Annotated in this window: 4 protein-coding genes and 1 pseudogene; 4 read left to right on the top strand and 1 reads right to left on the bottom strand. The window is 70.5% G+C overall.

Annotated features, from left to right (window positions below; all coding sequences use genetic code 11):
- Nucleotides 1-43: 43 nt before the first annotated feature.
- Complete coding sequence (locus ACFQ9K_RS30865; protein WP_378726060.1) at nucleotides 44-1,090, bottom strand: nitronate monooxygenase; 1,047 nt, start codon at nucleotides 1,088-1,090, stop codon at nucleotides 44-46.
- A 247-nt stretch (nucleotides 1,091-1,337) separates the two neighbouring features.
- Between ACFQ9K_RS30865 and ACFQ9K_RS30860 the strand changes: the two genes are divergently transcribed.
- The 4 genes and pseudogenes from ACFQ9K_RS30860 to ACFQ9K_RS30845 form a co-directional block, all read left to right on the top strand.
- Nucleotides 1,338-2,162, top strand: a complete 825-nt coding sequence (locus tag ACFQ9K_RS30860) for a M23 family metallopeptidase (RefSeq protein WP_378726059.1) — start codon at nucleotides 1,338-1,340, stop codon at nucleotides 2,160-2,162.
- A 91-nt stretch (nucleotides 2,163-2,253) separates the two neighbouring features.
- Nucleotides 2,254-3,240 carry a DNA-binding response regulator gene (locus ACFQ9K_RS30855; protein WP_378726057.1) on the top strand — a complete coding sequence of 329 codons (987 nt, stop codon included), beginning with the start codon at nucleotides 2,254-2,256 and terminating at the stop codon, nucleotides 3,238-3,240.
- 289 nt (nucleotides 3,241-3,529) lie between these two features.
- Nucleotides 3,530-10,963 (top strand): amino acid adenylation domain-containing protein, encoded by a 7,434-nt coding sequence (locus ACFQ9K_RS30850; protein WP_378983930.1) that lies wholly within the window; start codon nucleotides 3,530-3,532, stop codon nucleotides 10,961-10,963.
- 200 nt (nucleotides 10,964-11,163) lie between these two features.
- A pseudogene (locus tag ACFQ9K_RS30845) lies at nucleotides 11,164-23,370 on the top strand (amino acid adenylation domain-containing protein); the annotation flags it as partial.
- Between the last annotated feature and the right edge of the window lie 269 nt (nucleotides 23,371-23,639).

The following is a 23,639-nucleotide window of genomic DNA, read 5'->3' as shown; positions in this document are numbered from 1 at the left end:
GATGGCCGATGCGATGCGTCTCGATTCTAATCGAAAGTCGTTGTCAACAAACCTGGATTCGCCGCGAAAGTGCCGCGTTCAGTGCGGTTTTGGTATCGGCCGCCAACGTCCGGACCAGTTCGCCGGCCGGTAACTCCGGTGCCAGGGTGTGGGTCTGTCCCGCCCAGAGGTTCACGTCGTCCTGGTTGCCCGCGGACCTGGCCGCCGCCCGCAACGGCGCGGTGGCGTAATGGATCTCCGGGTATGCGGCGGGTGCCGTCGCGCTGTGTTCGACCATGAATCGATTGCGCAGGCCACGGGCCCGGCGGCCGGTGAAGGCGCGGGTGAGCATGGTCGGGGTGTCGGCGGCCAGCGCGGCGCGGTGCACCGGATTGGTGCCCGCCTCGGGGCAGCGCAGGAACGCCGTGCCGAGTTGCGCGGCGGCCGCGCCCGCGGCGAGTGCTGCCGCGATGCCCGCGCCGGTGCCGATGCCGCCGGTGGCCACCACGGGCTTGTCCGTCGCGGCGGTCAGCAGTTGCAGCAGGGCGAGCACGCTGAGCGGATCGGTGGCGTCGTCCGCGGGCCGGTCGACGAAGGTGGCGCGATGCCCGCCCGCCTCCGCGCCCTGCGCGATCAGCACGTCGGCGCCGCGTTCGATCGCGATCCGCGCCTCGGCAGGCGAGGTCACGGTCACCCAGCTCTCGGTGCCGACGGCCCGCAGCCGGTCGATCTCCGCACCGGTCGGGCAGCCGAAGGTGAAGGAGGCGACCGCGACCGGATCGGCGACGAGCAGATCCAGCTTGGCGTCCCAGTCGTCGGTGTCGTACTTCGCGTCGCCGACCGGGTATTCGCGGGCGAGCTCGGCGAGGTAGTCGGTGAACTCGGTGGGGGAGGCGGCGGGACCGGGCACGAACAGATTGACGCCGAAGGGGGCGTCGGTCGCGGCGCGGGTGGCGGCGATCCGGGCGGCGGTGTCGGTCGCGCTCAGGTAACCGGCGGCCAGCAGGCCGAAGCCGCCTGCCTCGGTGACGGCTGCGGTCAATTCGGGCGTTGACGGCCCACCAGCCATCGGAGCGAGGACAATCGGGACGGTCAAGTCATCGATGATCACGGCTCCAGTGTGGCCTACTGGACGTGTGACCCGGTATTTACCTGCGTCTTTGCGCAGAAGGTTGCGGAATGGTCACGACGGGGTAGAGTTCCCGTCACAACGGATGCCAAACCGTTACATCGCAAGCTTCACCGGATCGTTACCGAACCGGATCGCGACCGGCCCGGCTCCGCTGAACCACCTGTTCTTCGGACGCAAGGACGCAGCTGTGTCGCACCATCGGGTAGGCCCCAGTTCCATTACCGTCATGAGCCTCATCGGCGATGAAATCTCGGGTCGGCCGACGCGGCATCGCGTCGAGTCCACCGCGGCCGACCGGGTGAAGGTCGCCGCCGGCGTCGCGGTCGCCGCGGGCGCCCTGATCGGCACCGTCTCCCAGATCGCCCCCGCGGTCGCCAGCCCGATGCTGCCCGGTGCGCACGACGGCGACGAAGCGGACGCTCCCATGACCTTCCGCGGCACCGGCATCCTGCCGGTCGCCCAGGTCAAGGCCGCCACCCCCGCGCCGGAGGCCCCGGCCCCCGCGGTGCAGGTGGCCGGCCAGATCGCCGCGCCCGCCCCCGCGCCGTTCGGCCTGCAGAACCTGCCGCCGGAGATCGCCGGCCCGCTGGCCCAGGCCGAGCAGATCCTCAAGGGCGTGCAGCAGCAGACCGCGCCCGCCCCGATGGGCGCCGTGCGCCCGGTCGGCGGCGAGATCAGCTCCGGCTTCGGCAGCCGCTGGGGCGAAATGCACTACGGCCTCGACTTCGCCGATCAGATCGGCGCCCCCATCCACTCGGTGAGCAACGGCACGGTGATCGAGGCGGGCCCCGCCTCCGGATTCGGCCTGTGGATGCGGGTGCAGCAGGACGACGGCACCATCGCCGTCTACGGCCACGTCAACGAGATGCTCGCGCACGTGGGCCAGCGGGTCAACGCGGGCGATGTGATCGCCACCGTCGGCAACCGCGGCAACTCCACCGGCCCCCACCTGCACCTGGAGATCTGGGACCAGGGCGGCACCAAGATCGACCCGCTGCCGTACCTGGCGGCCAAGGGTGTGCCGTTGCAGTGGGGCCCGTCGGCCCACTGATTCCGCTGCCCGGCTTGATATTCCGTCGATTCCTGCCCGCATTCCCGGGCAGGGAGCCCCACCGGGACCGGTCGGTCGATAGGCTCGGATCGTGACAGAGCTGGGCGACATCTTCGAGCCTGGATCACCGCACGGCCGCACCTACGCCGTGCTGGTGCATCATCCGCGATCGAGTCTCCCCGATATCGCGCAGTACCTGGGCGTTTCGGAGGAGGCGGCCGCGGCGTCGTTGAACGTGCTCGCGGAACTGCGCGCCGCCGTGCGGGTGCCGGGCACCGACGACGGACCCGCGGTGTGGGACGCGCACGCGCCGGAGTCGCTGTCCGAGGCCGAGGCCCGGCGCAGGCAACAGCAGATCAACCAGATGCATACGGCCGCAGCGCGGCTCAGCGAGACGTTCCGCTCGGTGCGCCGCTCGCCGCGCAGCAACGGCGCGGTGGTGCCGGTCTTCGAACGCCTGGAGATGCTCGCCGATTTCGAGGAGATGCAGACCAGCGCGCGCAGCTGCGTCAAGGTGATCGAGCGCGGGCCCTACCTCAGCGATCTCGAGCGCGAACGACAGTTGTTCCAGCTCAAGCGGAATCGGCTCGGCGAAGGCATCCGCTACCAGACGCTCTACCAGGACACCATCTACCAGGATCCGGATCGGCTGCGCCACGCCCTGTCCACCAATGCCAGTGGGGCGCAGGCGCGCACGCTGCCGGAGCCGCCGTTCAAAATGATCGTCAGCGACGACGAACGCGCTAGCCTGGTGCTGCACGTCGACGAACGCCGCCCCGACCCCATGGGCTTGCGGATCACCGGCTCACCCGCGCTGGACCTGCTGATCAAAACGTTCGACGTGCTGTGGTCGCTGGCCGCGCCCATCTCGGTGAACCCGACCGCGGAGGCCCTCGACGAACGTGACCGCGCGATCCTGACGCTGATGGGTCTCGGTGCCACCGACGACACCATCGCGCGACGGCTCGGGATGTCCCGGCGTACTGTGGTCCGCCGGACCGCGCGACTGCTGGAGCGGCTCGGCGCGAGCACCCGATTCCAGGCCGGAGTGCAGGCAACCCGGCGGGGTTGGTTGTGAACTAGTTCACCGATCCGGGTACTCGTGCAACACGACCGGTCTGTTACCGATATAAACCGTGGCATCTGGCAAGACACCGCTTCCATGGGGGTCGCGGCGGATGTGGAAAGACAGGAGCCCGAACCAGGGGGCGGACCGCTGTCAGTGGTCCGTATCAATCCAAGACAGCAAGGCGTGGGTACTGAGCAGTCCCTTATATGATTGCTCGGACCGCGCTGGCCCCGGACGATACGCCCTCGATATGGGTAGGGCCGGGTCCTAGCTCGATGCGAGAGGTGAATGCACTCGAATGGAAACTGCCCGTCGTTCCGCTCGTGGTAGCCGTCGCCGCAGGTCGGGCAGCCCGCTGTTCGGGCAGTTGCTGACCGCCGCCGTCGAATCCGAGGCCAATGAGGTCGCCGTTCGGTTCAATCCGTCGGGTCAGCTCGACGACGAACGCCAGCTGACCTACGCCCAGCTCGACGCGACCTCCTCGCGGCTGGCCAGGGAGTTGATCGAGCGCGGTGTCGGACCGGGCGACGTGGTCGCCATCGGCATCGCCCGCAGTCTGCAGTCGGTCATCGCCGTGTGGGCCATCGCCAAGACCGGCGCCGCCTACGTTCCGGTGGACCCGGCCTACCCGACCGACCGGATCAACCACATCCTGTCCGACTCCGGCGCCACCGTCGGACTCACCACCTCGGCCCACCGTCCGGTGCTCGGCACCGGCGTGTACTGGATCGAACTGGACGACCCGGTGCAGGCCGCGCGGATCGCCGCCCGCCCCGAGCACCCGATCTCCTACACCGACCGGGTGCGCCCGCTCGACGAGCGGCACCCGGCCTACGTCATCTACACCTCCGGTTCGACCGGACGGCCCAAGGGCGTCGTGGTCACCCACACCGGCCTGGCCGGCCTGGTCGCCGCCGAGCGCGAGCACTACGGTGTGACCGCCGATTCGCGGGTACTGCACGTGTGCTCGCCGAACTTCGACGTCTCGATCCTGGAGCTGCTGCTCGCCTTCTCCTCCGGAGCGACGCTGGTGATCGCGCCGCCGTCGGTGTTCGGCGGCTACGAGCTGGCCGATCTGCTGCGCCGCGAACGCGTGACGCACATGCTGATCACCCCGGGCGCGCTGGAATCGGTCGACCCGGCCGGCCTGGACGACCTGCGGGTCGTGGTCGTGGCCGGCGACAAGTTCGGCCCGGAACTGGTCGGCCGCTGGGCCACCGGGGAGCGCGAGTTCTACAACGGGTACGGCCCGACCGAGGCCTCGATTCTCGCGACCAGCTCGGCGCCGATGGTGGCCGACGACGTCATCACGATCGGCTCGGCGATCCCGGGAGTCGGTGCGTTCGTGCTGGATTCGCGGCTGCGCCCGGTGCCTGCCGGGGTGGTCGGCGAGCTGTATCTGTCGGGTCCCGCACTCGCGCAGGGTTACCTGGGTAAGCCGGGGCTCACCGCGGAGCGCTTCGTGGCCAGCCCGTTCGGCGCGGACACCGATACGCCCGGCGCGCGGCTGTACCGCACCGGAGACCTGGTGCGGCGCAGCGAATCCGAGGGCGGGACCATCGAGTACCTCGGCCGTTCGGACTTCCAGGTCAAGATCCGTGGCTTCCGGATCGAGCTCGGCGAGATCGACAACGCGCTTACCGCGCACCCGGACATCGATTACGCGGCCACCCTCGGCAAGACGCTGCCGTCCGGCGCGACCGCGCTGGTGTCCTATGTGCTGCCGCGCGCCGGAACCGCCGTCGACACCGGCGAACTCGCCGAGTTCATCGGAGAGTCGCTGGCCGGGTACATGATTCCGGCCGCCATCATGGTGCTCGACGAGATCCCGCTGACCCCGGTCGGCAAGCTGGACCGCGCGGCGCTGCCCGCACCGGTGTTCGCCGCCAAGGCTTTCCGGGCCCCGTCGACGCCGGTCGAGGAGATCGTCGCCGACGTGTTCGCCGCGCTGCTGGTGGCCGGGGAAAAGCCGAGCGGAGCCGCGGCTGTGTCCGATGACGCGCTGACGCGCGTTGGTGTGGACGACGACTTCTTCGAACTCGGCGGCAACTCGCTGCTCGCCGCGCAGGCCGCCGCCCGGATCGGGTCGGCGTTGCAGGTGCGGGTGCCGGTGCAGCTGCTGTTCGAGGCGACCACCGTGGCCGCGCTCGCGGAACGGGTCGAGCAGCACGCGGGCTCGGCCGCCGGGCAGGCGCTGCACGCCCGGCCGCGACCGTCGCGGGTGCCGCTGTCCTATGCGCAGCAGCGGATGTGGTTCCTGAACCGGTTCGATCCGAGCAGTGCGGTGAACAACATTCCGGTCGCGGTGCGCCTGTCCGGGCACCTCGATGTCGACGCGATGCGCGCCGCCGTGCGCGACCTCACCGAGCGGCACGAGGTGCTGCGCACGCTGTACCCCGAGGTGGACGGCGAGGGCTACCAGCGGGTGCTCTCGATCGGCGACCCGCGCGCGGTCGCCGAATTCGTGGTCGAGCAGGCCACCGAGGCCGAACTGGCCGGGCTGGTCGCCGCCGTGGTGACCGAGGGCTTCGACGTGACGCTGGCGCCGCCGGTGCGGGTCCGGCTGCTCGAGCTGAGCGAGACCGAGCACGTGCTGGTCTGCGTGGTGCACCACATCGCCGGTGACGGCTTCTCGATGGGCCCGCTGACCCGCGACCTGATGGCCGCCTACCTGGACCGGATGCGCGGTGGCGCACCGGAATGGCCGCCGCTCGAGGTGCAGTACGCCGACTACGCGATCTGGCAGCGGGAGATCCTGGGCACCGAGGACGACCCGGAATCGGTGCTGGCCAAGCAGATCGACTACTGGCGCACCGAATTGGCCGCGCTGCCCGAGCAATTGGAGCTGCCCGCCGACCGGCCGCGGCCCGCGGTCGCGTCCAACCACGGCGCCACCCTCGCCTTCGAGATCGGCCCGGACGTGCACAGCGCGCTGAGCCGCCTTGCGCACAACCACAATTCGACGCTGTTCATGGTCGTGCACGCCGCGCTCGCGGTGCTGCTGGCCCGGCTGTCCGGCACCAGGGACATCGCCATCGGCACCCCGGTGGCCGGTCGCGGCGAGGCCGCGCTGGACGACCTGATCGGCATGTTCGTCAACACCCTTGTGCTGCGCACGGATATCGACTCCGGCGCGACGTTCGACGACCTGCTGCGCGAAGTTCGCCGGATCGACGTGGAGGCCTTCGGCCATGCCGACGTGCCGTTCGAGCGACTGGTGGAACTGCTGGATCCGGCCCGCTCGGCGGCCAGGCACCCGCTGTTCCAGGTGATGCTGACCTTCCAGAACCTGGCCCGCACGGAGCTGGAACTGCCCGGCCTGTCGGCCTCGGCGGTGGATCTGGCGATGCCGCTGGCCAAGTTCGATCTGCAACTGGCACTGGTCGAGCGGATCGACCGGCACGGTGCCGCGGAAGGCATTTCGGCCGCGTTCACCTACGCCACCGACCTGTTCGACGAGGCGACCGTGCAGGACTTCGCCGATCGCTTCGGCCGGATCCTGGCCGCGGTGGCCGGCGATTCCGAGGTCCCCGTGGGCGATATCGACGTGCTGGCCAGGGGCGAGCGCGAACTGGTGCTGCACGAGTGGAACAGCCCGGGCGCCGCGGTGCCCGAGCTGACCCTGGTGGACCTGATCGGCGCCCAGGCGCGCAGGCGTCCGGACGCGGAGGCGATCCGCTTCGGTGACACCACCCTCGCCCACTCGTCACCCGACCACCACCCCTCCTCGAGTCGCTCCGCGACGCTCACCTTCGGCGAGTTGCAGCGTCGCGCCAACCAGGTGGCGCGGGCGCTGATCGCGCAGGGCGTCGGCCCGGAAGCGCTGGTGGCCGTCGCGGTTCCGCGTACCGAGGAGCTGCCGGTCGCGCTGCTCGCGGTGCTCACCGCCGGTGCCGGGTACCTGCCGATCGACACCACCTATCCCGCCCAGCGGCTGGAGTTCATGCTCACCGATGCCGCTCCGGCGTGCATCCTGACCACCGCGAGCGAGCTGGAATCCGTTCCCGCGGGCGATATTCCGGTCATCCTGCTGGAGGACACGGCCGATTTCGCCGACGCCGCGGTGCGCGCGTCCGAGCGGGTCGCGCCGCTGCGGCCGGACAACCTGGCCTACGTCATCTACACCTCCGGTTCCACCGGCGTGCCCAAGGGCGTCGGCGTCACCCACCGCAATGTGGTGCAGCTGTTCGCCAACACCCAGTCGATGTTCGAGTTCGACGAGACCGACGTGTGGACGCTGTTCCACTCGTTCGCCTTCGACTTCTCGGTCTGGGAACTGTGGTGCGCGCTGGCCAACGGCGGCACCGTCGTGGTGGTCGACTACCTCACCTCGCGGTCCCCGGAACTGTTCCGCGAGTTGCTGATTCGCGAACAGGTCACCGTGCTCAGCCAGACCCCGTCGGCGTTCTACCAGCTCGCCGAGGCGGACCGGGCCGCGCAGACCGCCGATCAGGCCAAGTTCGCGCTGCGTTACGTGGTGTTCGGCGGCGAGGCCCTGGACCTGCGCCAGTTGCAGCGCTGGTACGAGCGGCACGCGGTGGACGCGCCGTGGCTGGTCAACATGTACGGCATCACCGAGACCACGGTGCACGTGTCGTTCCTGTCGCTGGACGAGCAGATGGCCGACAACGCGGCCAGCGTCATCGGCCGCGCGCTGCCCGGCCTGGACGCCTACGTGCTCGAGGACCGGCTGCACCCGTCACCGGTCGGCGTGGCCGGCGAGATCTACGTCGCCGGGGCGCAGCTGTCCCGCGGCTATCTCGGCCGTCCCGGGCTGGCGGCGAGCCGGTTCGTCGCGAATCCGTTCGGCGCGCCGGGATCTCGGATGTACCGCACCGGCGACATCGGCCGCTGGGTCGGCTTCGGCGGGCAGGCGACGCTGGAATACGCCGGTCGCGGAGATCAGCAGGTGCAGTTGCGCGGTTTCCGGATCGAGCTCGGCGAGATCGAGTCGGCGCTGGTGCGCTGCCCCGGTGTCAGTCAGGCGGTGGTCCTGGTGATCGCGGACGAGAACGCCGGCGACCGGCTCATCGGCTATGTCGTGCCGGACACCGGCGTTGAGCTCGACGCCGCCGAATTGCGCACGCAGGTAGGCGAATTCCTGACCGGTTACATGGTGCCGGACGCGGTCGTGGTGCTGGACGTGCTCCCGCTGACGCCGAACGGCAAGCTGGACCGAAAGGCCCTGCCCGCACCGGAATTCCTCAGCACCGCCGCGTTCCGCGCGCCCGGCTCGCCGGTCGAGCAGGCGGTCGCGGAGGTGTTCGCCGGCCTGCTCGGCGCCAGCGAGATCGGCCTGGACGACGACTTCTTCGGGCTCGGCGGCAACTCGCTGCTGGCCACCAGGGTGGTCGCCCGGATCAACGAGGCGCTCGACGCGAACCTCGTCGTGCGCGAGCTGTTCGAGTCGCCCACCGTCGCCGCGCTGGCCGCCCGGGTGGTGCCCGGCGCGGCCACGGCGGCCGGCGCCCGGCCGCCGCTGGCCCGGATGCCGCGCACCGATAAGGTGCCGTTGTCGCTTGCGCAGCAACGGATGTGGGTGCTCAACCAGTTCGATCCGGACTCGCCCGCCTACAACATCCCGCTGGCCATCCGGCTCTCCGGCGTGCTCGACGTGCCCGCGCTGCGCAACGCCGTGGCCGACGTGCTGGAGCGGCACGAGACCCTGCGCACCCGCTACCCGTCGGACCCGGCCGGCGTGGCCTACCAGGAGATCCTCTCGGTCGGCGAGTCGCTGCCCGGTGGCCTGGAGACCGTCTCCACCGCCGACCCGATCGGCCGCATCACCGAGCTGCTGTCCACCGGATTCGATGTGACCCAACAGGTTCCGGTGCGCGCGCTGCTGCTCGCGGTCGGCCCGGACGAGCACCTGCTCGCGCTGGTCGTGCACCACATCTCCGCCGACGGCGCCTCGATGGCCCCGCTGGCCCGGGACCTGGTGACCGCGTATCTCGCTCGGATCGGCGGCAATTCGCCGCGCTGGTCGCCGCTGGAGGTGCAGTACGCGGACTTCGCCGGCTGGCAGCGCGCGGTCATCGGCACCGATGACGACGAGAATTCCATCGCGGCGAAGCAGTTGGCGTACTGGCGGCACCAGCTCGACGGACTGACCGGCGAGCTGAACCTGCCGCTGGACCGCCCGCGTCCCGCGGTGCCGTCGATGCGGGGCGCGTCCACCGGCTTCGCCGTCCCGCCGGAGGTGCACGCGGCGCTGGTCCGGCTTGCGCGCGAACACAATTCGACGCTGTTCATGGTCGTGCACGCCGCGCTGGCGGTGCTGCTGGCCCGGCAGTCGAACAGCAGCGACATCGCCATCGGCACGCCGATCGCGGGTCGCGGCGAACGCGCGCTGGACGAGCTGGTCGGCATGTTCGTCAACACGCTCACCCTGCGCACCGCCGTCGAGCCCGGCGTCACCTTCGCCGAACTCGTCGACCGGGCCAGGGAGACGGACCTGGCCGCGTTCGCCAACGCGGACATCCCGTTCGAACGGGTCGCCGAGGTGGTCGCCGCCGGTCACGCGACGGTCTACAACCCGCTGTTCGGCGTGGTGCTGTCCTTCCAGAACAACGAGCAGCCCAAGCTGGAGCTGCCCGGCCTGACCATCACCGGGCTGGACGGCGGTGAGATCGCGGCCAAGTTCGACCTTCAGGTGAACGTCGATCCGCGGCACAACGCCGACGGCACCCCGGACGAGCTGATCACCGCGATCACCTACGCGACAGACCTTTTCGACGAGTCCACGGTGCAGGCGCTGTGCCGCAGGCTGGAGCGGGTGCTGGCCGCGGTGATCGCGGATCCGACGGTGCGGGTGGGCGATATCGACCTGCTCGACGCCACGGAGCGCGAGCGGGTGCAGGCCGCCGCGGAAGCCGCGCAGGAGCCGAGCGCCGCGGGCGCGACGGCCACCACCGGCACCGCGCTGACCCAGGCGCTGACCGCGGTGGTCGAGGACGACCCGGACGGGCCCGCGCTGGTCGCCGGCGAGGACGCGGTGTCCTACCAGGAACTCGACGCGCGCTCGTCGCGGCTGGCCCGCGTGCTGGCCGCGCGCGGCTGCGGTCCGGGCGATGGGGTCGCGGTCCGGTTCGATCGCGGTGTCGACGCCGTCGTGGCGACCTGGGCCGTGCTCAAGGCCGGTGCCGCGGTCGTTCCGCTGGCCTCGGCCGACGCGCCGGTCCCCGCCGCACCGGTGGTCAAGGTGGGCCTCACCGGTGCCGCGGTGCCCACCGCGAGCGAGGTCGACTGGCTCGTGCTCGACGATCCCGCGGTGGCCGCGCAGATAGCGGCGGAATCGCCACGACCGGTCACCTACGCGCACCGCACGCGCGTGCTGCGGGGCACCGATCCGGCCTATGTCGGAACGCGCACCCTCAGCTACGACCAGCTGGCGGGCGCCGCGGACCAGTTGCGCACGGGCACCGAGCTGACCTTCGAGTCCCGCACCTTCCAGGCCGGCGGCCCGGCGGAGCTGGCGCTGATCGAGGCGGTGGCGGCGGGCTCGTGCGGCGCCTCCATGGTGCTCGTCCCCGGCGATGCCGACCTGACCGAGGCGCTGGCCGACGAGTGGGTCAGCCACCTGCTGACCGATCGCGCCACAGCCAGTACCCTCGATCCGGCGGCACTGGAGGATCTCCGAGCCGTGGTGCTCGCCGACGGCGGTGATGTCGGCGGCGCATGGACGCAGGTGGCGACGGTCGTCGCCCTGGCCGATCTGCTGCGTGCGGGGTAAATCCCGTCGAGTATCGGGTGCAAGCCCCTAAAAACATGACTAGGGTCACTCGGGACCGGTTCGCCGAATCGAGGCGCCCGCGGCAGGTGTGGCTTCAACATGTTCGACAGGCAGGATGAGCAGAGTTTCATGGTTCGTGTAGTTGGGGACGTGCGTGCTGATGGCTCGCGGGGGAGCAAGATCCTGGCATCGGTGAACGCATGACGCGTTCCGCTCGTGTCCGGCCGGCGCGGACCCGGCGACCCCGGGTCATCACGCTGCCGCAGCTGATGGCAACCGCCGTCGAAGCGAACCCGGACGGCATCGCCCTCACCTATGCCGACGCCACAGCGACATTGGCGCAACTGAGCTACGCCGAGCTCGACGAGCGGTCGACCCGCTTGGCGCGGCTGCTGATCGAGCGCGGCGTGGGCCCGGAAGATCTTGTCGCGATCGGTGTTCCGCGCTCGATCGACTCGGTGGTCGCGGTCTGGGCGGTGGCCAAGTCGGGTGCAGGCTTCGTGCCGGTGGATCCGAACTATCCGGCCGACCGGATCGAGCACATGGTCAAGGACTCCGGCGCGGTCTTCGGGCTGACCACCGGCCGGTCCGCCGCCCAGCTGCCGGGCCAGGTCGAATGGCTGGTCATCGACAGCGAGACCACGCTGCGCTCGCTGGAGCGGCACTCGACCGAGCCGATCACCAACGCCGACCGGGTGCGCCAGCTGCGCGCCGAGCATCCGGCGTGGGTCATCTACACCTCCGGTTCGACGGGCGCGCCGAAGGGCGTGGTCGCCACCCAGGCGGGTCTGGCCGGGTTCTGCGAGGAGCAGCGCACCCACTACGGCGTCACGAGTACCGCACGGACGCTGCACTTTTCCTCGCCCTCGTTCGATGCCTCGATGCTGGAGCTGCTGCTCGCGCTCGGTGGCGCGGCGACCATGGTCGTGGTGGCGCCGACGGTGTTCGGCGGTGACGATCTCGCCGAGCTGCTGCGCCGCGAGCGGGTGACCCATGCGTTCATCACCCCCGCCGCGCTGGCCTCGATCGATCCGGCGGGGCTGGACGACCTCGGCGTCGTCGCGGTCGGCGGCGAGGCCTGGCCGCCGGACCTGGTGCGGCGCTGGATACTTCCGGTCACCGGCGGCGTCCGCGCGCTGTTCAACGTCTACGGGCCGACCGAGACCACGATCGTGGTGAACATCGGCGCGCCGCTGGTGCTCGACGCCCCGCTGACCATCGGCGGGCCGATTCGCGGCGTCACCGAATACGTGCTGGACGAGCGGCTTTCGCCGGTGCCGGACGGCGTGGTCGGCGAGCTGTACATCGCGGGCGCGCAGGTGGCTCGCGGCTACCACGATCGCCCGGCGCTCACCGCCGCGCGGTTCGTGGCGAATCCGTTCGATCCCAACGGTTCTCGGCTGTATCGCTCCGGTGACCTGGTTCGCTGGACCGCCGAGGGCAGGCTGGAGTACGCGGGGCGCAACGACTTCCAGGTGAAGGTGCGTGGTTTCCGCATCGAGCTCGGTGAGATCGACGCGGTGCTCGCCACGCACGACAGCGTCGACTTCGCGGTCACCATCGGCCACGAGCTCGACAGCGGCACCACGATTCTGGTCTCCTACGTGCTGGCCGCGCCCGGCGCGACGGTGGACACCGACGAGCTGATCGCGACCGCCGAACAGCGACTGCCCGCGCACATGGTGCCGACCACGATCACCGTGCTGGACGAGATCCCGCTGTCGCCGACCGGCAAGCTGGATCGGCGCGCGCTGCCCGCGCCGCAGTTGCAGACCAGGGAATTCCGTGCGCCAAGTGGCGAACTGGAGCAGCTGGTCGCGCAGGTCTTCGCGGAGCTGCTCGACACCGGCGCCGAGATCGGCGCCGACGACGACTTCTTCGAGCTCGGCGGCAACTCGCTGGTCGCCACCAAGGTGGTGGCCAGGCTCGGCGCGCAGATCGGCGCCAGGGTGCCCGCGCGCACCGTCTTCGAGGCGCCGACGGTCGCCGCGCTGGCCGCGCGGCTCGCCCCGCTCACCGGCTCGGGCGGCAGGCAGAAGCTGGCGCCGATGCCGCGCCCCGAGCACATCCCGCTGTCGCTGGCGCAGCAGCGGATGTGGTTCCTGAACCAGTTCGATACCGCGTCGGCGGCGAACAACATTCCGTTCGCCATCCGGTTGTCCGGCGCGCTGGATGTGGCCGCGCTGCGAGCCGCGATGGCCGATCTGGTCGAGCGGCACGAGACGCTGCGCACGGTCTACCCGGCCGTGGACGGCACCGGCTATCAGGTGGTGTTGCCTGCGGCGCAGGCGATTCCGGAGCTGGTGGTGACCGAGGTCGCCGAGTCCGAGCTGCCGGGCAGGCTGGCCGAGTTCATGCTGGCCGGGTTCGACGTGGCGGCCGAGGTGCCGCTGCGGATGGCGTTGTTCCGGTTGGGCGACGGCGACCATGTGCTCGCGGTCGTGGTGCATCACATCGCGGCCGACGGCACGTCGATGGCCCCGATGGTGCAGGACCTGACCGTCGCCTACTTCGCCCGCACCGCGGATTCCGCACCGGGCTGGGCACCGCTACCCGTGCAGTACGCCGATTACGCCCTGTGGCAGCGCGCGATGCTCGGCGACGAGAACGATCCGAAGTCGGTTGCCGCCGAGCAGATCGGTTACTGGCGAACGGCTTTGGCGGGCCTGCCCGGCCGGCTGGAACTGCCCGCGGATCGGCCGCGGCCCGCGCTGCCGTCCGGTCGCGGCGGGGTGCACCTGTTCGAGGTGGACGCCCAGACCAGGGCCAAGCTCGACGCGCTCGCGCTGGACACGGGCGCCTCGCTGTTCATGGTGGTGCACGCGGCGTTCGCGGCCCTGCTGGCCAGGTTGTCCGGAACGCCCGACATCGCCATCGGCACGCCGGTGGCCGGTCGCGGCGAGGCGGAGCTGGACGGGCTGATCGGCATGTTCGTCAACATGCTCGTGCTGCGCACCGACAGCGCGCCGGGCGCGTCGTTCCGGGAGCTGGTCGAGTCGGCCAAAAAGGTTGACCTGGCGGCCTTCTCGCATATCGACCTGCCGTTCGAGCGGCTCGTCGAGGTGCTCGATCCCGCCCGCTCGCAGGCGCATCACCCGCTGTTCCAGGTGGCGCTGTTCTTCCAGAACATGGACAAACCCGCGTTGGAACTACCGGGGCTGTCGGCGTCCGCCCTGGATCTGGACGGCGCCGCGGCCAAGTTCGATCTGCAGCTGACGGTGACCCCGCACGAGGGCGAGAACACCGGTCTCTCAGCCATGTTCACCTATGCGACCGACCTGTTCGACGCGGCGACGGTGGCGCGGTTCGCCGCGCGATTCCGCAGGCTGCTGCGCGCGGTCACCGCCGACCCGGACCGGGCGATGGGCGATGCCGACCTGTTGTCGCTGGTCGAGCGGGATCGGATCCTGTTCGAGTGGAACGACACCCGGCAGCGCGTCGCCCCGCATCTGCTGCTCGACGGCTACCGGCAGACGGTGGCGAGCACCCCGGATGCCGTCGCGGTGGTCTACGAGGGCACTGAGCTCACGTACCGGGAGTTCGATGAGCGGGTCAATCGGCTTGCCCGGCTGCTGATTGCGCAGGGTGTCGGCGCGGAGTCGCTGGTGGGTTTGGCGATTCGGCGTTCGCTCGATCTGGTTGTGGGTATGTACGCGATCGTCGCCACGGGTGGCGCGTATGTGCCGTTGGATCCGGATCATCCGGCCGAGCGGATCGCGCATATTCTCGACACGGCACAGCCTGCCTGCGTCGTCACGACTTCCGCCGACGCGGCCGCCGTGCCCGCCGGTGTTGCGGCGGTCGCCATCGATACCGTCGATCTGGCGCGGTTCGACGGCGCGCCGGTCCGCACGGACGAACTGCTCCGCCCCGTGTCGCCGCAGAACCCGGCCTACGTCATCTTCACCTCCGGCTCCACCGGTCGTCCGAAGGGCGTGGCGGTGTCGCACGCGGCGATCAACAACCAGATCGAGTGGATGCTCGCCGAGTACCCGCTGCACGCGGACGACGTGTACCTGCAGAAGACCGCGACCACCTTCGACGTGTCGCTGTGGGGCTTCTTCCTGCCGCTGCGGGCAGGCGCGAAGCTGGTCGTGGCGACCCCGGACGGGCATCGCGATCCGGCCTACGTCGCGGAAACCATTGCCGCGCAGTCGGTGACGGTCACCGACTTCGTGCCGTCGATGCTGACCGTGTTCGCGGCGCACACCGCCAAGGGCGCCGTCCCGACGCTGGAGCAGATCTTCGTGATCGGCGAGGCGCTGCCGCCGGAGACGGTCACCGCGGTGCACGCGGTGACCGACGCGGACGTGCACAACCTCTACGGGCCGACCGAGGCCGCGGTGTCGGTGACCTACTGGCCGGCCGACGGTTCGGATTCCCGCTCGGTGCCGATCGGGTTGCCGCAGTGGAACACCCGGGTCTACGTGCTCGACGCGCGCTTGCGCCCGGTGCCCGACGGCGTGGCCGGCGAGCTGTATCTGGCCGGCGACCAGCTGGCCCGCGGCTATGTCGGCAGGCCGGATCTGACCGCGGATCGCTTCGTGGCGAATCCGTTCGGCAGCGGGCAGCGCATGTATCGCACCGGCGATCTCGTCGTGTGGCGCAAGGCTTCCGGCGCGGACGCCGACGAGGACATGGTGCTCGATTACCTCGGGCGCACCGACTTCCAGGTGAAGTTCCGTGGCCAGCGCATCGAGCTCGGCGAGATCGAAACCGCGCTGCTGGCCCAGGATTCGGTGAGCCAGGCGGTCGCGCTGGTCAGCCAATCCTCGCTCGGTGACCAGTTGGTCGCCTACGCGGTCGCCGCGCCCGGCGCGCGGATCGACCCGCAGGAATTGCGCGGCGCCATCGCGGAAACGCTGCCCGCCTACATGGTTCCGGCCGCCATCGTCGCGCTGGACGAGCTCCCGCTCAACGCCAGCGGCAAGCTGGATCGCAAGGCGCTGCCGGAACCGATGTTCACCGCGCGCGAATTCCGCGCGCCCGCGACGGCGGTCGAGGAGATCATCGCGGGGGTCTTCGGCGAGGTGCTCGGGCTGACCAGGGTCGGCGCCGACGACGACTTCTTCGCCCTCGGCGGCAACTCGCTGATCGCCACCCAGGTGGTCGCGCGGCTCGGCGCTGCGGTCGGCGGCCGGGTGCCGGTGCGGACGCTGTTCGAGGCGCCGACCGTGGCCGCCCTCGCGTCGGTGATCGATTCGCAGGTGCACAATCGGCCCGGGGTCGAGCTGGGCAGCATCGAGCGGCCGGCGGAACTGCCGCTGTCGCTGGCACAGCGGCGGATGTGGTTCCTCAACCGCTTCGACCAGGACGACGCCGCGGCCGGTTCGGCCGCCTACAACCTGCCGTTCGCCCTGCGGCTGACCGGCGCGCTGGATGTCGCCGCGCTCGGCGCGGCGCTGCACGATGTGGTGGCCCGGCACGAGGTGCTGCGCACCGTCTACCCGGAGACGGCCACCGGCCCGATCCAGGTGGTGTTGCCGCCCAACGGCATTGCGCTGGACGTCGCGCCGCGGCTGCTGAACGAGGCCGACGTGGCCGGCGCGGTGTACGCGCTGGCGTCGAGTTCGTTCGACGTGACCACCGAGGTCCCGGTCCGGGTGGCGCTGCTCCAGGTCGACGGCGCCGCGGACACGTACGTGCTGGCCGTCGTGGTGCATCACATCGCCGCCGACGGGTCCTCGATGGGTCCGCTGGTGCGCGACGTGATGATCGCCTATGCCGCGCGGACCGCGGGCGAGGCGCCGAATTGGGCGCCGTTGCGGGTGCAGTACGCCGACTACGCGCTGTGGCAGCGGGCGGTGCTCGGCGACGAGGCCGACGCCGAATCCATTGCCGCGCAGCAGATCGGCTTCTGGCGCTCGCACCTGGCCGACCTGCCGGATCTGCTGGAGTTGCCGACCGATCGGCCGCGCCCGGCGATCGCGTCCATGGCCGGTGCCCGGGTAGATGTGCAGATCGATGCGGCGACCCACGCCGGTCTCGTGGAACTTGCGCGCGCGCACGGCGCGACGCTGTTCATGGTTGTGCACACCGCGCTGGCGGTGCTGCTGGCCCGGCTCTCGGGTTCGGTGGACGTCGCCATCGGCACGCCGCTGGCCGGTCGGGGCGAGCGTGAGCTGGACGACCTGATCGGCATGTTCGTCAACACCGTGGTGTTCCGGACCCAGTTCGAGCCGGGTGAGTCGTTCGTCGACTTGCTGAGCAGGCAGCGCGAATCCGACCTGCAGGCGTTCGCGCACGCGGACATCCCGTTCGAGCGCCTGGTCGAGGTGCTCAATCCGCCGCGCTCGACGGCGCATCACCCGCTGTTCCAGGTGGGGCTGTCGTTCCAGAACATCGCGCGCACCGCGCTCGAACTGCCCGGTCTCGCGGTGTCGGGGCTGGACGCGGATCTGGCTGTGTCGCAGTTCGATCTGCATCTGATCGTCGGTGACGGCTACGACGAATCCGGCGTGCCGACCGGCATGGGCGGGTTCTTCACCTATGCGACCGATCTGTTCGACGCCGCCACCGTGCAGGGCTTCGCCGAGCGGTTCGCGCGGATCCTCGCCGCCGTGGTGGCGGACGCGACGACGCCGGTCGGGGATATCGAGGTACTCGACGCGGTCGAGCGCGACGACGTGCTGGCCGGGTGGAATGCCACCGAGCAGCAGGTCGACGAGTCGGCGACGCTGGTGTCGCTGCTGGACGCCGCGGTGGCCGCCGATCCGCGATCCGTCGCGCTCGTGGTCGATCTGCCGACCGGTCGCGAGAAGGTGACCTACGCCGAGCTGGATGCGCGGGTGAATCGTCTTGCGCGGCATCTGATCTCGATCGGGGTGGGGCCGGAGTCGCGGGTGGCGTTGGCTTTCCGCCGCTCGGTCGATCTGATCGTGGCGATGTACGCGGTGGCGAAGTCCGGTGGTGCGTATGTGCCGGTGGACCCGGCGCAGGCCGCCGAGCGGACGAGCTACATCCTCGAGACTGCGGCGCCGGTGTGTGTGCTGAGCAATGCCGATGCCGGGTTCGCCACCGATGTCGCGCCTGTAGTGCGGATCGATGATCTCGATCTCGACGTTTTCGCCGCCACCCCGATTACCGACGCCGAACGTGTTGCGCCGCTTCGCCAGGAGAACACGGCGTATGTGATTTTCACGTCGGGTTCGACGGGTCGGCCCAAGGGTGTGGCGGTGTCGCATGGGGCGATCGCGAATCAGTTGCTGTGGAAGGTGACCGAGTTCGGTCTCGATGCCGCTGATGCGATTTTGCTGAAGACCGCTGCCACGTTCGACCTTTCGGTGTGGGAGTTCTGGTCGGCGGCGGTGTGTGGTGGCCGTTTGGTCATCGCGGCCCCGGATGGTCATCAGGATCCGGCGTATCTGAACGAGTTGATGGCGCGTGAGTGGGTGACCACGTTGCATGTGGTGCCGTCGATGCTCGACGCACTCACCGCCGGTGATTTCCCCACCTCCCTGTGGCGAGTGCTCGCGATCGGCGAGGCGCTCCCGGCCGGACTGGCACAGCGGTTCCTGCGCGACTACCCGCGCGTCGAGCTGTTCAACCTGTACGGCCCGACCGAGGCCGCGGTGTCCATCACCAGCCACCGGGTCTCGCGCAACGACCTAGCCTCGGTGCCGGTCGGCGCGCCGGAGTGGAACAGCCAGGTCTTCGTGCTGGATGCACGACTGCGGCCTGTGCCGGTCGGTGTCGCGGGTGAGCTGTATCTGGCCGGTGCCCAGCTGGCGCGTGGTTACTTCGGTCGGGCGGATCTGACTGCGGATCGGTTCGTGGCCAACCCGTTCCAGACCGGTGTGCGGATGTACCGCACCGGTGACCTGGTGGCCTGGAATGCCGCCGGTGAGCTGGAGTATCGGGGCCGCACCGACTTCCAGGTGAAGATCCGCGGCTTCCGCATCGAACTCGCCGAGATCGACGCGGCGCTGCTCGCGCTGCCCGAGATCGCGCAGGCCGCCGTCATCGCCAAGGCGGATCCGCGCACCGGCGATCGCCTGATCGGCTACCTGGTCCCGGCGGGGACCGATGTCGATGTGGCACAGGTGAAGTCGACCCTGGCCGCCGTTCTGCCGTCGTACATGGTGCCGTCCGCGTTCGTCGTGCTCGACGCGTTGCCGCTCAACCAGAACGGCAAGCTGGATCGGAAGGCGTTGCCGGAGCCGGAGTTCGAGGCTCAGGTGTTCCGTGCGCCGTCGACGCCGATCGAGGAGATCGTGGCGTCGGTGTTCGCCGAGGTGCTCGGTGTCGATCAGGTCGGCGCCGACGACGATTTCTTCGGTCTCGGCGGTAACTCGCTGCTGGCCACCCAGGTCGCCGCCCGGATCGGCGCCGCGCTGGATTCGCGCGTCCCCGTTCGCGCTCTGTTCGAGGCCTCGACCGTCGCCGGTCTGGCCGTGAAGCTCGCCCAACACGTCGGCACCGGCCGCAAGGCGCTGGTGGCGGGTCCGCGCCCGGAACAGATTCCGCTGTCGCTGGCGCAGCAGCGGATGTGGTTCCTGAACCAATTCGACACCGGCTCCGCCGTCTACAACATCCCGGCCGCCATCCGGCTCTCCGGCGAACTCGATGTCGCCGCACTGCGATCGGCGGTGCAGGATCTGGTGGCCCGCCACGAGATCCTGCGCACCACCTACCCGCAGACGCCGCACGGCCCGGTGCAGTCCATCGCCCCGCAGGGCTCGGTCGATCTCGCGCCGGTGCAGATCGGCGCTGCGGAGGTGGCGGATTCGGTATACCGCGTCGTGTCCGCGGGTTTCGATGTCACCGCCGAGGTTCCGTTCCGCGCCAACCTGTTCCAGGTCTCCGGCACTACCGACTACGTTCTGGTCTTCGTCGCCCACCACATCAGCGCCGATGGCTGGTCGATGGGCCCGCTGACCAGGGACCTGATGCTGGCCTACGCCGCCCGCACCGGCGGCACGGCCCCGGACTGGGCCCCGCTGCCGGTCCAATACGCGGACTACAGCATCTGGCAGCGCGACGTGCTCGGCGCGGAGGACGACCCGCAGAGCCTGATCGCCCAGCAGGCCGAGTACTGGCGCACCACGCTGGCCGCCCTGCCGGATGAACTGGCCCTGCCCGCCGACCGCCCGCGCCCCGCGGCCGCCTCCTACCGGGGCGCGACGCTGGACCTCGAGCTGGACGCGGACCTGCACGCCGCGCTCGAACGGGTTGCCCAGCAGCACAACTCGACGCTGTTCATGGTCGTGCACGCCGCGCTCGCGGTGCTGCTGGCCCGGCTGTCCGGCGGCTCCGACATCGCCATCGGCACCCCGGTCGCCGGTCGCGGCGAGGCCGAGCTCGACGACCTGATCGGCATGTTCGTCAACACCCTGGTGCTGCGCAGCGAGATCGAGCCCGGCGCGACGTTCGACGCGGTGCTCGCCGCCGTGCGCGACACCGACGTCGCCGCGTTCGGCCACGCCGACCTGCCGTTCGAGCGCCTGGTCGAGCTGCTCGACCCGGTCCGCTCGGCGGCCAGGCACCCGCTGTTCCAGGTGATGCTGGTCTTCCAGAACCTGGCCCAGACCTCGCTCGAGCTGCCCGGCCTCACCGTGGCCGGCCTCGATCCGCAGGTTCAGCCGGCCAAGTTCGACCTGCAACTCACCATCGCGGAACAGCCGGACGCCCAGGGCATCTCGGCGATCTTCGGCTACGCGACCGACCTGTTCGACGCCGCGACCGTGCAGGACTTCGCCGAGCGCTTCCGCCGCATCCTCGCGGCGATCGCCGCCGATGCCTCGGTGGTGGTCGGCGATATCGACGTGCTCGCCGCCGGTGAACGCGAACTCGTGCTGCGCGAATGGAATTCGCTCGGCGCCTGGGTGCCCGGCGCGACCCTGCCCGGCCTCATCGCCGATCAGGTGTGGCGTCGTCCGGACGCCGTCGCTATCCGCTTCGGTGACCGCACCTTGACCTTCCGCGAGCTGCAACGCCGCGCCAACCAGGTCGCCCGGGCCCTGATCGCCCAGGGTGCTGGCCCGGAGTCGCTGGTGGCCGTCGCGGTGCCGCGCACCGAGGACCTGCCGGTCGCCCTGCTCGGCGTGCTCGCGACCGGCGCCGCCTACCTGCCGATCGACTCCGCCTACCCGGCGCAGCGGCTGGAATTCATGCTCGCCGATGCCGCCCCGGTCTGCGTGCTGACCACGGCGGACGAGCGGGCCGCGGTGCCCACCGGCGAGCTGCCCGTCGTCCTGTTCGAGCAGACAACGGCTTTCGCCGACGCGCCGATCCACGACGCCGACCGGCACGCGCCGCTGCGCCCGGACAACCTGGCCTACGTCATCTACACGTCCGGCTCGACCGGCGTGCCGAAGGGCGTCGGCGTCACCCACCGCAACGTCGTCGAGCTGTTCGCGAACACCCAGTCCCTGTTCCGCTTCGACGAACACGATGTCTGGACGCTGTTCCACTCGTTCGCGTTCGACTTCTCGGTGTGGGAACTGTGGTGCGGCCTGGCCCACGGCGGCTCGGTCGTGGTGGTCGACTACGTCACCTCGCGGTCGCCGGAACAGTTCCGCGAGTTGCTGATTCGCGAGCGGGTGACGGTGCTGAACCAGACCCCGTCCGCCTTCTACCAATTGGCGGAGGCCGACCGGGCCGCCGAGCCCGGCGCGCTGGCGCTGCGCTATGTCGTGTTCGGCGGCGAGGCCCTGGATCTGCGCAAGCTCGAGCGCTGGTACGAACGGCACGGCGGGGCAACCCGTTTGGTGAACATGTACGGCATCACCGAGACCACGGTGCACGTGTCCTTCCTGCCGCTGGACGAGCGTGATCGAGGCAATCCGGCCAGCGTCATCGGCCGGGCGATCCCCGGCCTGGACGCCTATGTGCTCGACCCGCGCCTGCACCCGACCCCGATCGACGTGCCGGGCGAGATCCACGTGGTCGGCGCGCAGCTGACCCGCGGCTACCTGGGCAAGCCGGGACTGACCGCGACCAGGTTCGTGGCGAACCCGTTCGGCGCGCCCGGTTCGCGGATGTACCGCACCGGCGATGTCGGTCGCTGGCGGGACCGCGGCGACAAGGCCCAGCTCGAATACGCCGGCCGCAGCGACCAGCAGGTACAGCTGCGCGGCTTCCGGATCGAGCTCGGCGAGATCGAGGCGGCGCTGCTGCGCTGCGCCGGCGTGCAGCAGGCCGTCGCCCTGGTCCGTTCGGACGCGCAGGGCGACCGGCTCATCGGTTACGTGGTGGCAGAAAGCGATTCGCCGACCATCCGGACCCAGGTCGCCGAGTTCCTGACCGGCTACATGGTCCCGGACGCGATCGTGGTCCTGGACGCGCTCCCGCTGACCCCGAACGGCAAGCTCGATCGGAAGGCCCTGCCCGCACCGGAATTCGCCGGCACGATCGCCTTCCGCGCGCCCGAGACGGCGCTGGAACAGGCCATCGCCGGGGTATTCGCCGACCTGCTCGGCGCGGACCAGGTCGGTCTCGACGACGACTTCTTCACCCTCGGCGGCAACTCGCTGCTGGCCGCGCAGGCCGTCGGCCGGCTGCGCGAGGCCACCGGCGCGACGGTCAGCGTGCAGTGGTTCTTCACCGACGCCACGGTCGCCGGGCTGGCCGCCCGGATCGACGCGCAGGCGCCGGGGGAGCGCGACCTCGACGCCGGTATGGGCATCCTGCTGCCGATCCGTACCGCGGGCAGCGCGGCGCCGCTGTTCTGCCTGCACCCGATGTACGGCCTGGCCTGGAGCTACGCCGGCCTCGCGCAGCACCTGCCCGCCGAACAGCCGATCTACGGCGTGCAGTCGCCTGCCCTGTCCGAGGACGGCGACCTGCCCGGCTCGATCGCCGAGCTGGCGCACCGCTACGTCACCGAGATCCGGACCGTGCAGCCGCACGGCCCGTATCGGCTGCTCGGCTGGTCGCTCGGCGGGGTGCTCGCGCACGCCATCGCCACCGAGCTCCAGGGCGACGGCGAACAGGTCGAGCTGCTGGCCATGATGGACAGCCACCCGAACCCCGACGTCGCGGGCTTCCGCGCGGCGGTGCGCGGCGCGCTGGCCGAACTCGGGCTCGGCGGCGACCTGATCGGGGCCGAGGACGACATCTACGACCTCAGCGACCAGGCCCTGGCCGCCCTGCACGCGATGATCCCGCCGGAACTGGTCGCCCTGACCCCCGAACGGTTGCGGCGCATCTACCGCAGCGCGGTCCGCTCGGCCGAACTGATCGCCCAGCACCGTCCAGGGGTATTCCACGGCTCGGTGGCGTACTTCAGCGCGGCCGTCGCCGATCCGGCGGATGTGCTTCGCGCCACTGCGGCCGACTGGTCGCCGCACGTCACCGGTGCGGTGCTGGACCGGCCGGTCGAGGTGACGCACGCGCAGATGACCGCGCCGGAAGCGCTGGCCGAGATCGGCGCCGAGCTGGCGATTCTGCTCGATCGACTGAGTTGAGCGGGTCCTGCCGCCGTGGGGTCACCAATCGCGCGGCGGCAGGGAATAATCGTTCTCGGCGCGCGTTTCGCGCGGCCGGGTCGCGGTCCGCTGCCCGGATCGCACGGGTTGGGTTCGGCGTGTGCCGATGGTGTCGGTAACGATGGGCATGCGCGCGGTCGATGATCATGGGGGCGGGGAGCATCGAGGCGGGTTTGCGGCGACAACAGGCAGGGTGAGGCTTCTCCATGGATCGGTCGGTCGGGCAGCGGTATGACGACGCGCGCGCA

The sequence above is a fragment of the Nocardia sp. NPDC056564 genome (assembly GCF_042793755.1).
Taxonomy (GTDB): Bacteria; Actinomycetota; Actinomycetes; order Mycobacteriales; family Mycobacteriaceae; genus Nocardia.
Note: the sequence above shows the minus strand (reverse complement) of the source record. Positions and strands in the feature narration are given on the sequence as shown.

Excerpts from the sequence above, each read along its gene's own strand:
- ACFQ9K_RS30860 (WP_378726059.1), top strand. The coding sequence starts at position 1,338 with ATGAGCCTCATCGGCGATGAAATCTCGGGTCGGCCGACGCGGCATCGC.
- ACFQ9K_RS30850 (WP_378983930.1), top strand. The coding sequence starts at position 3,530 with ATGGAAACTGCCCGTCGTTCCGCTCGTGGTAGCCGTCGCCGCAGGTCG.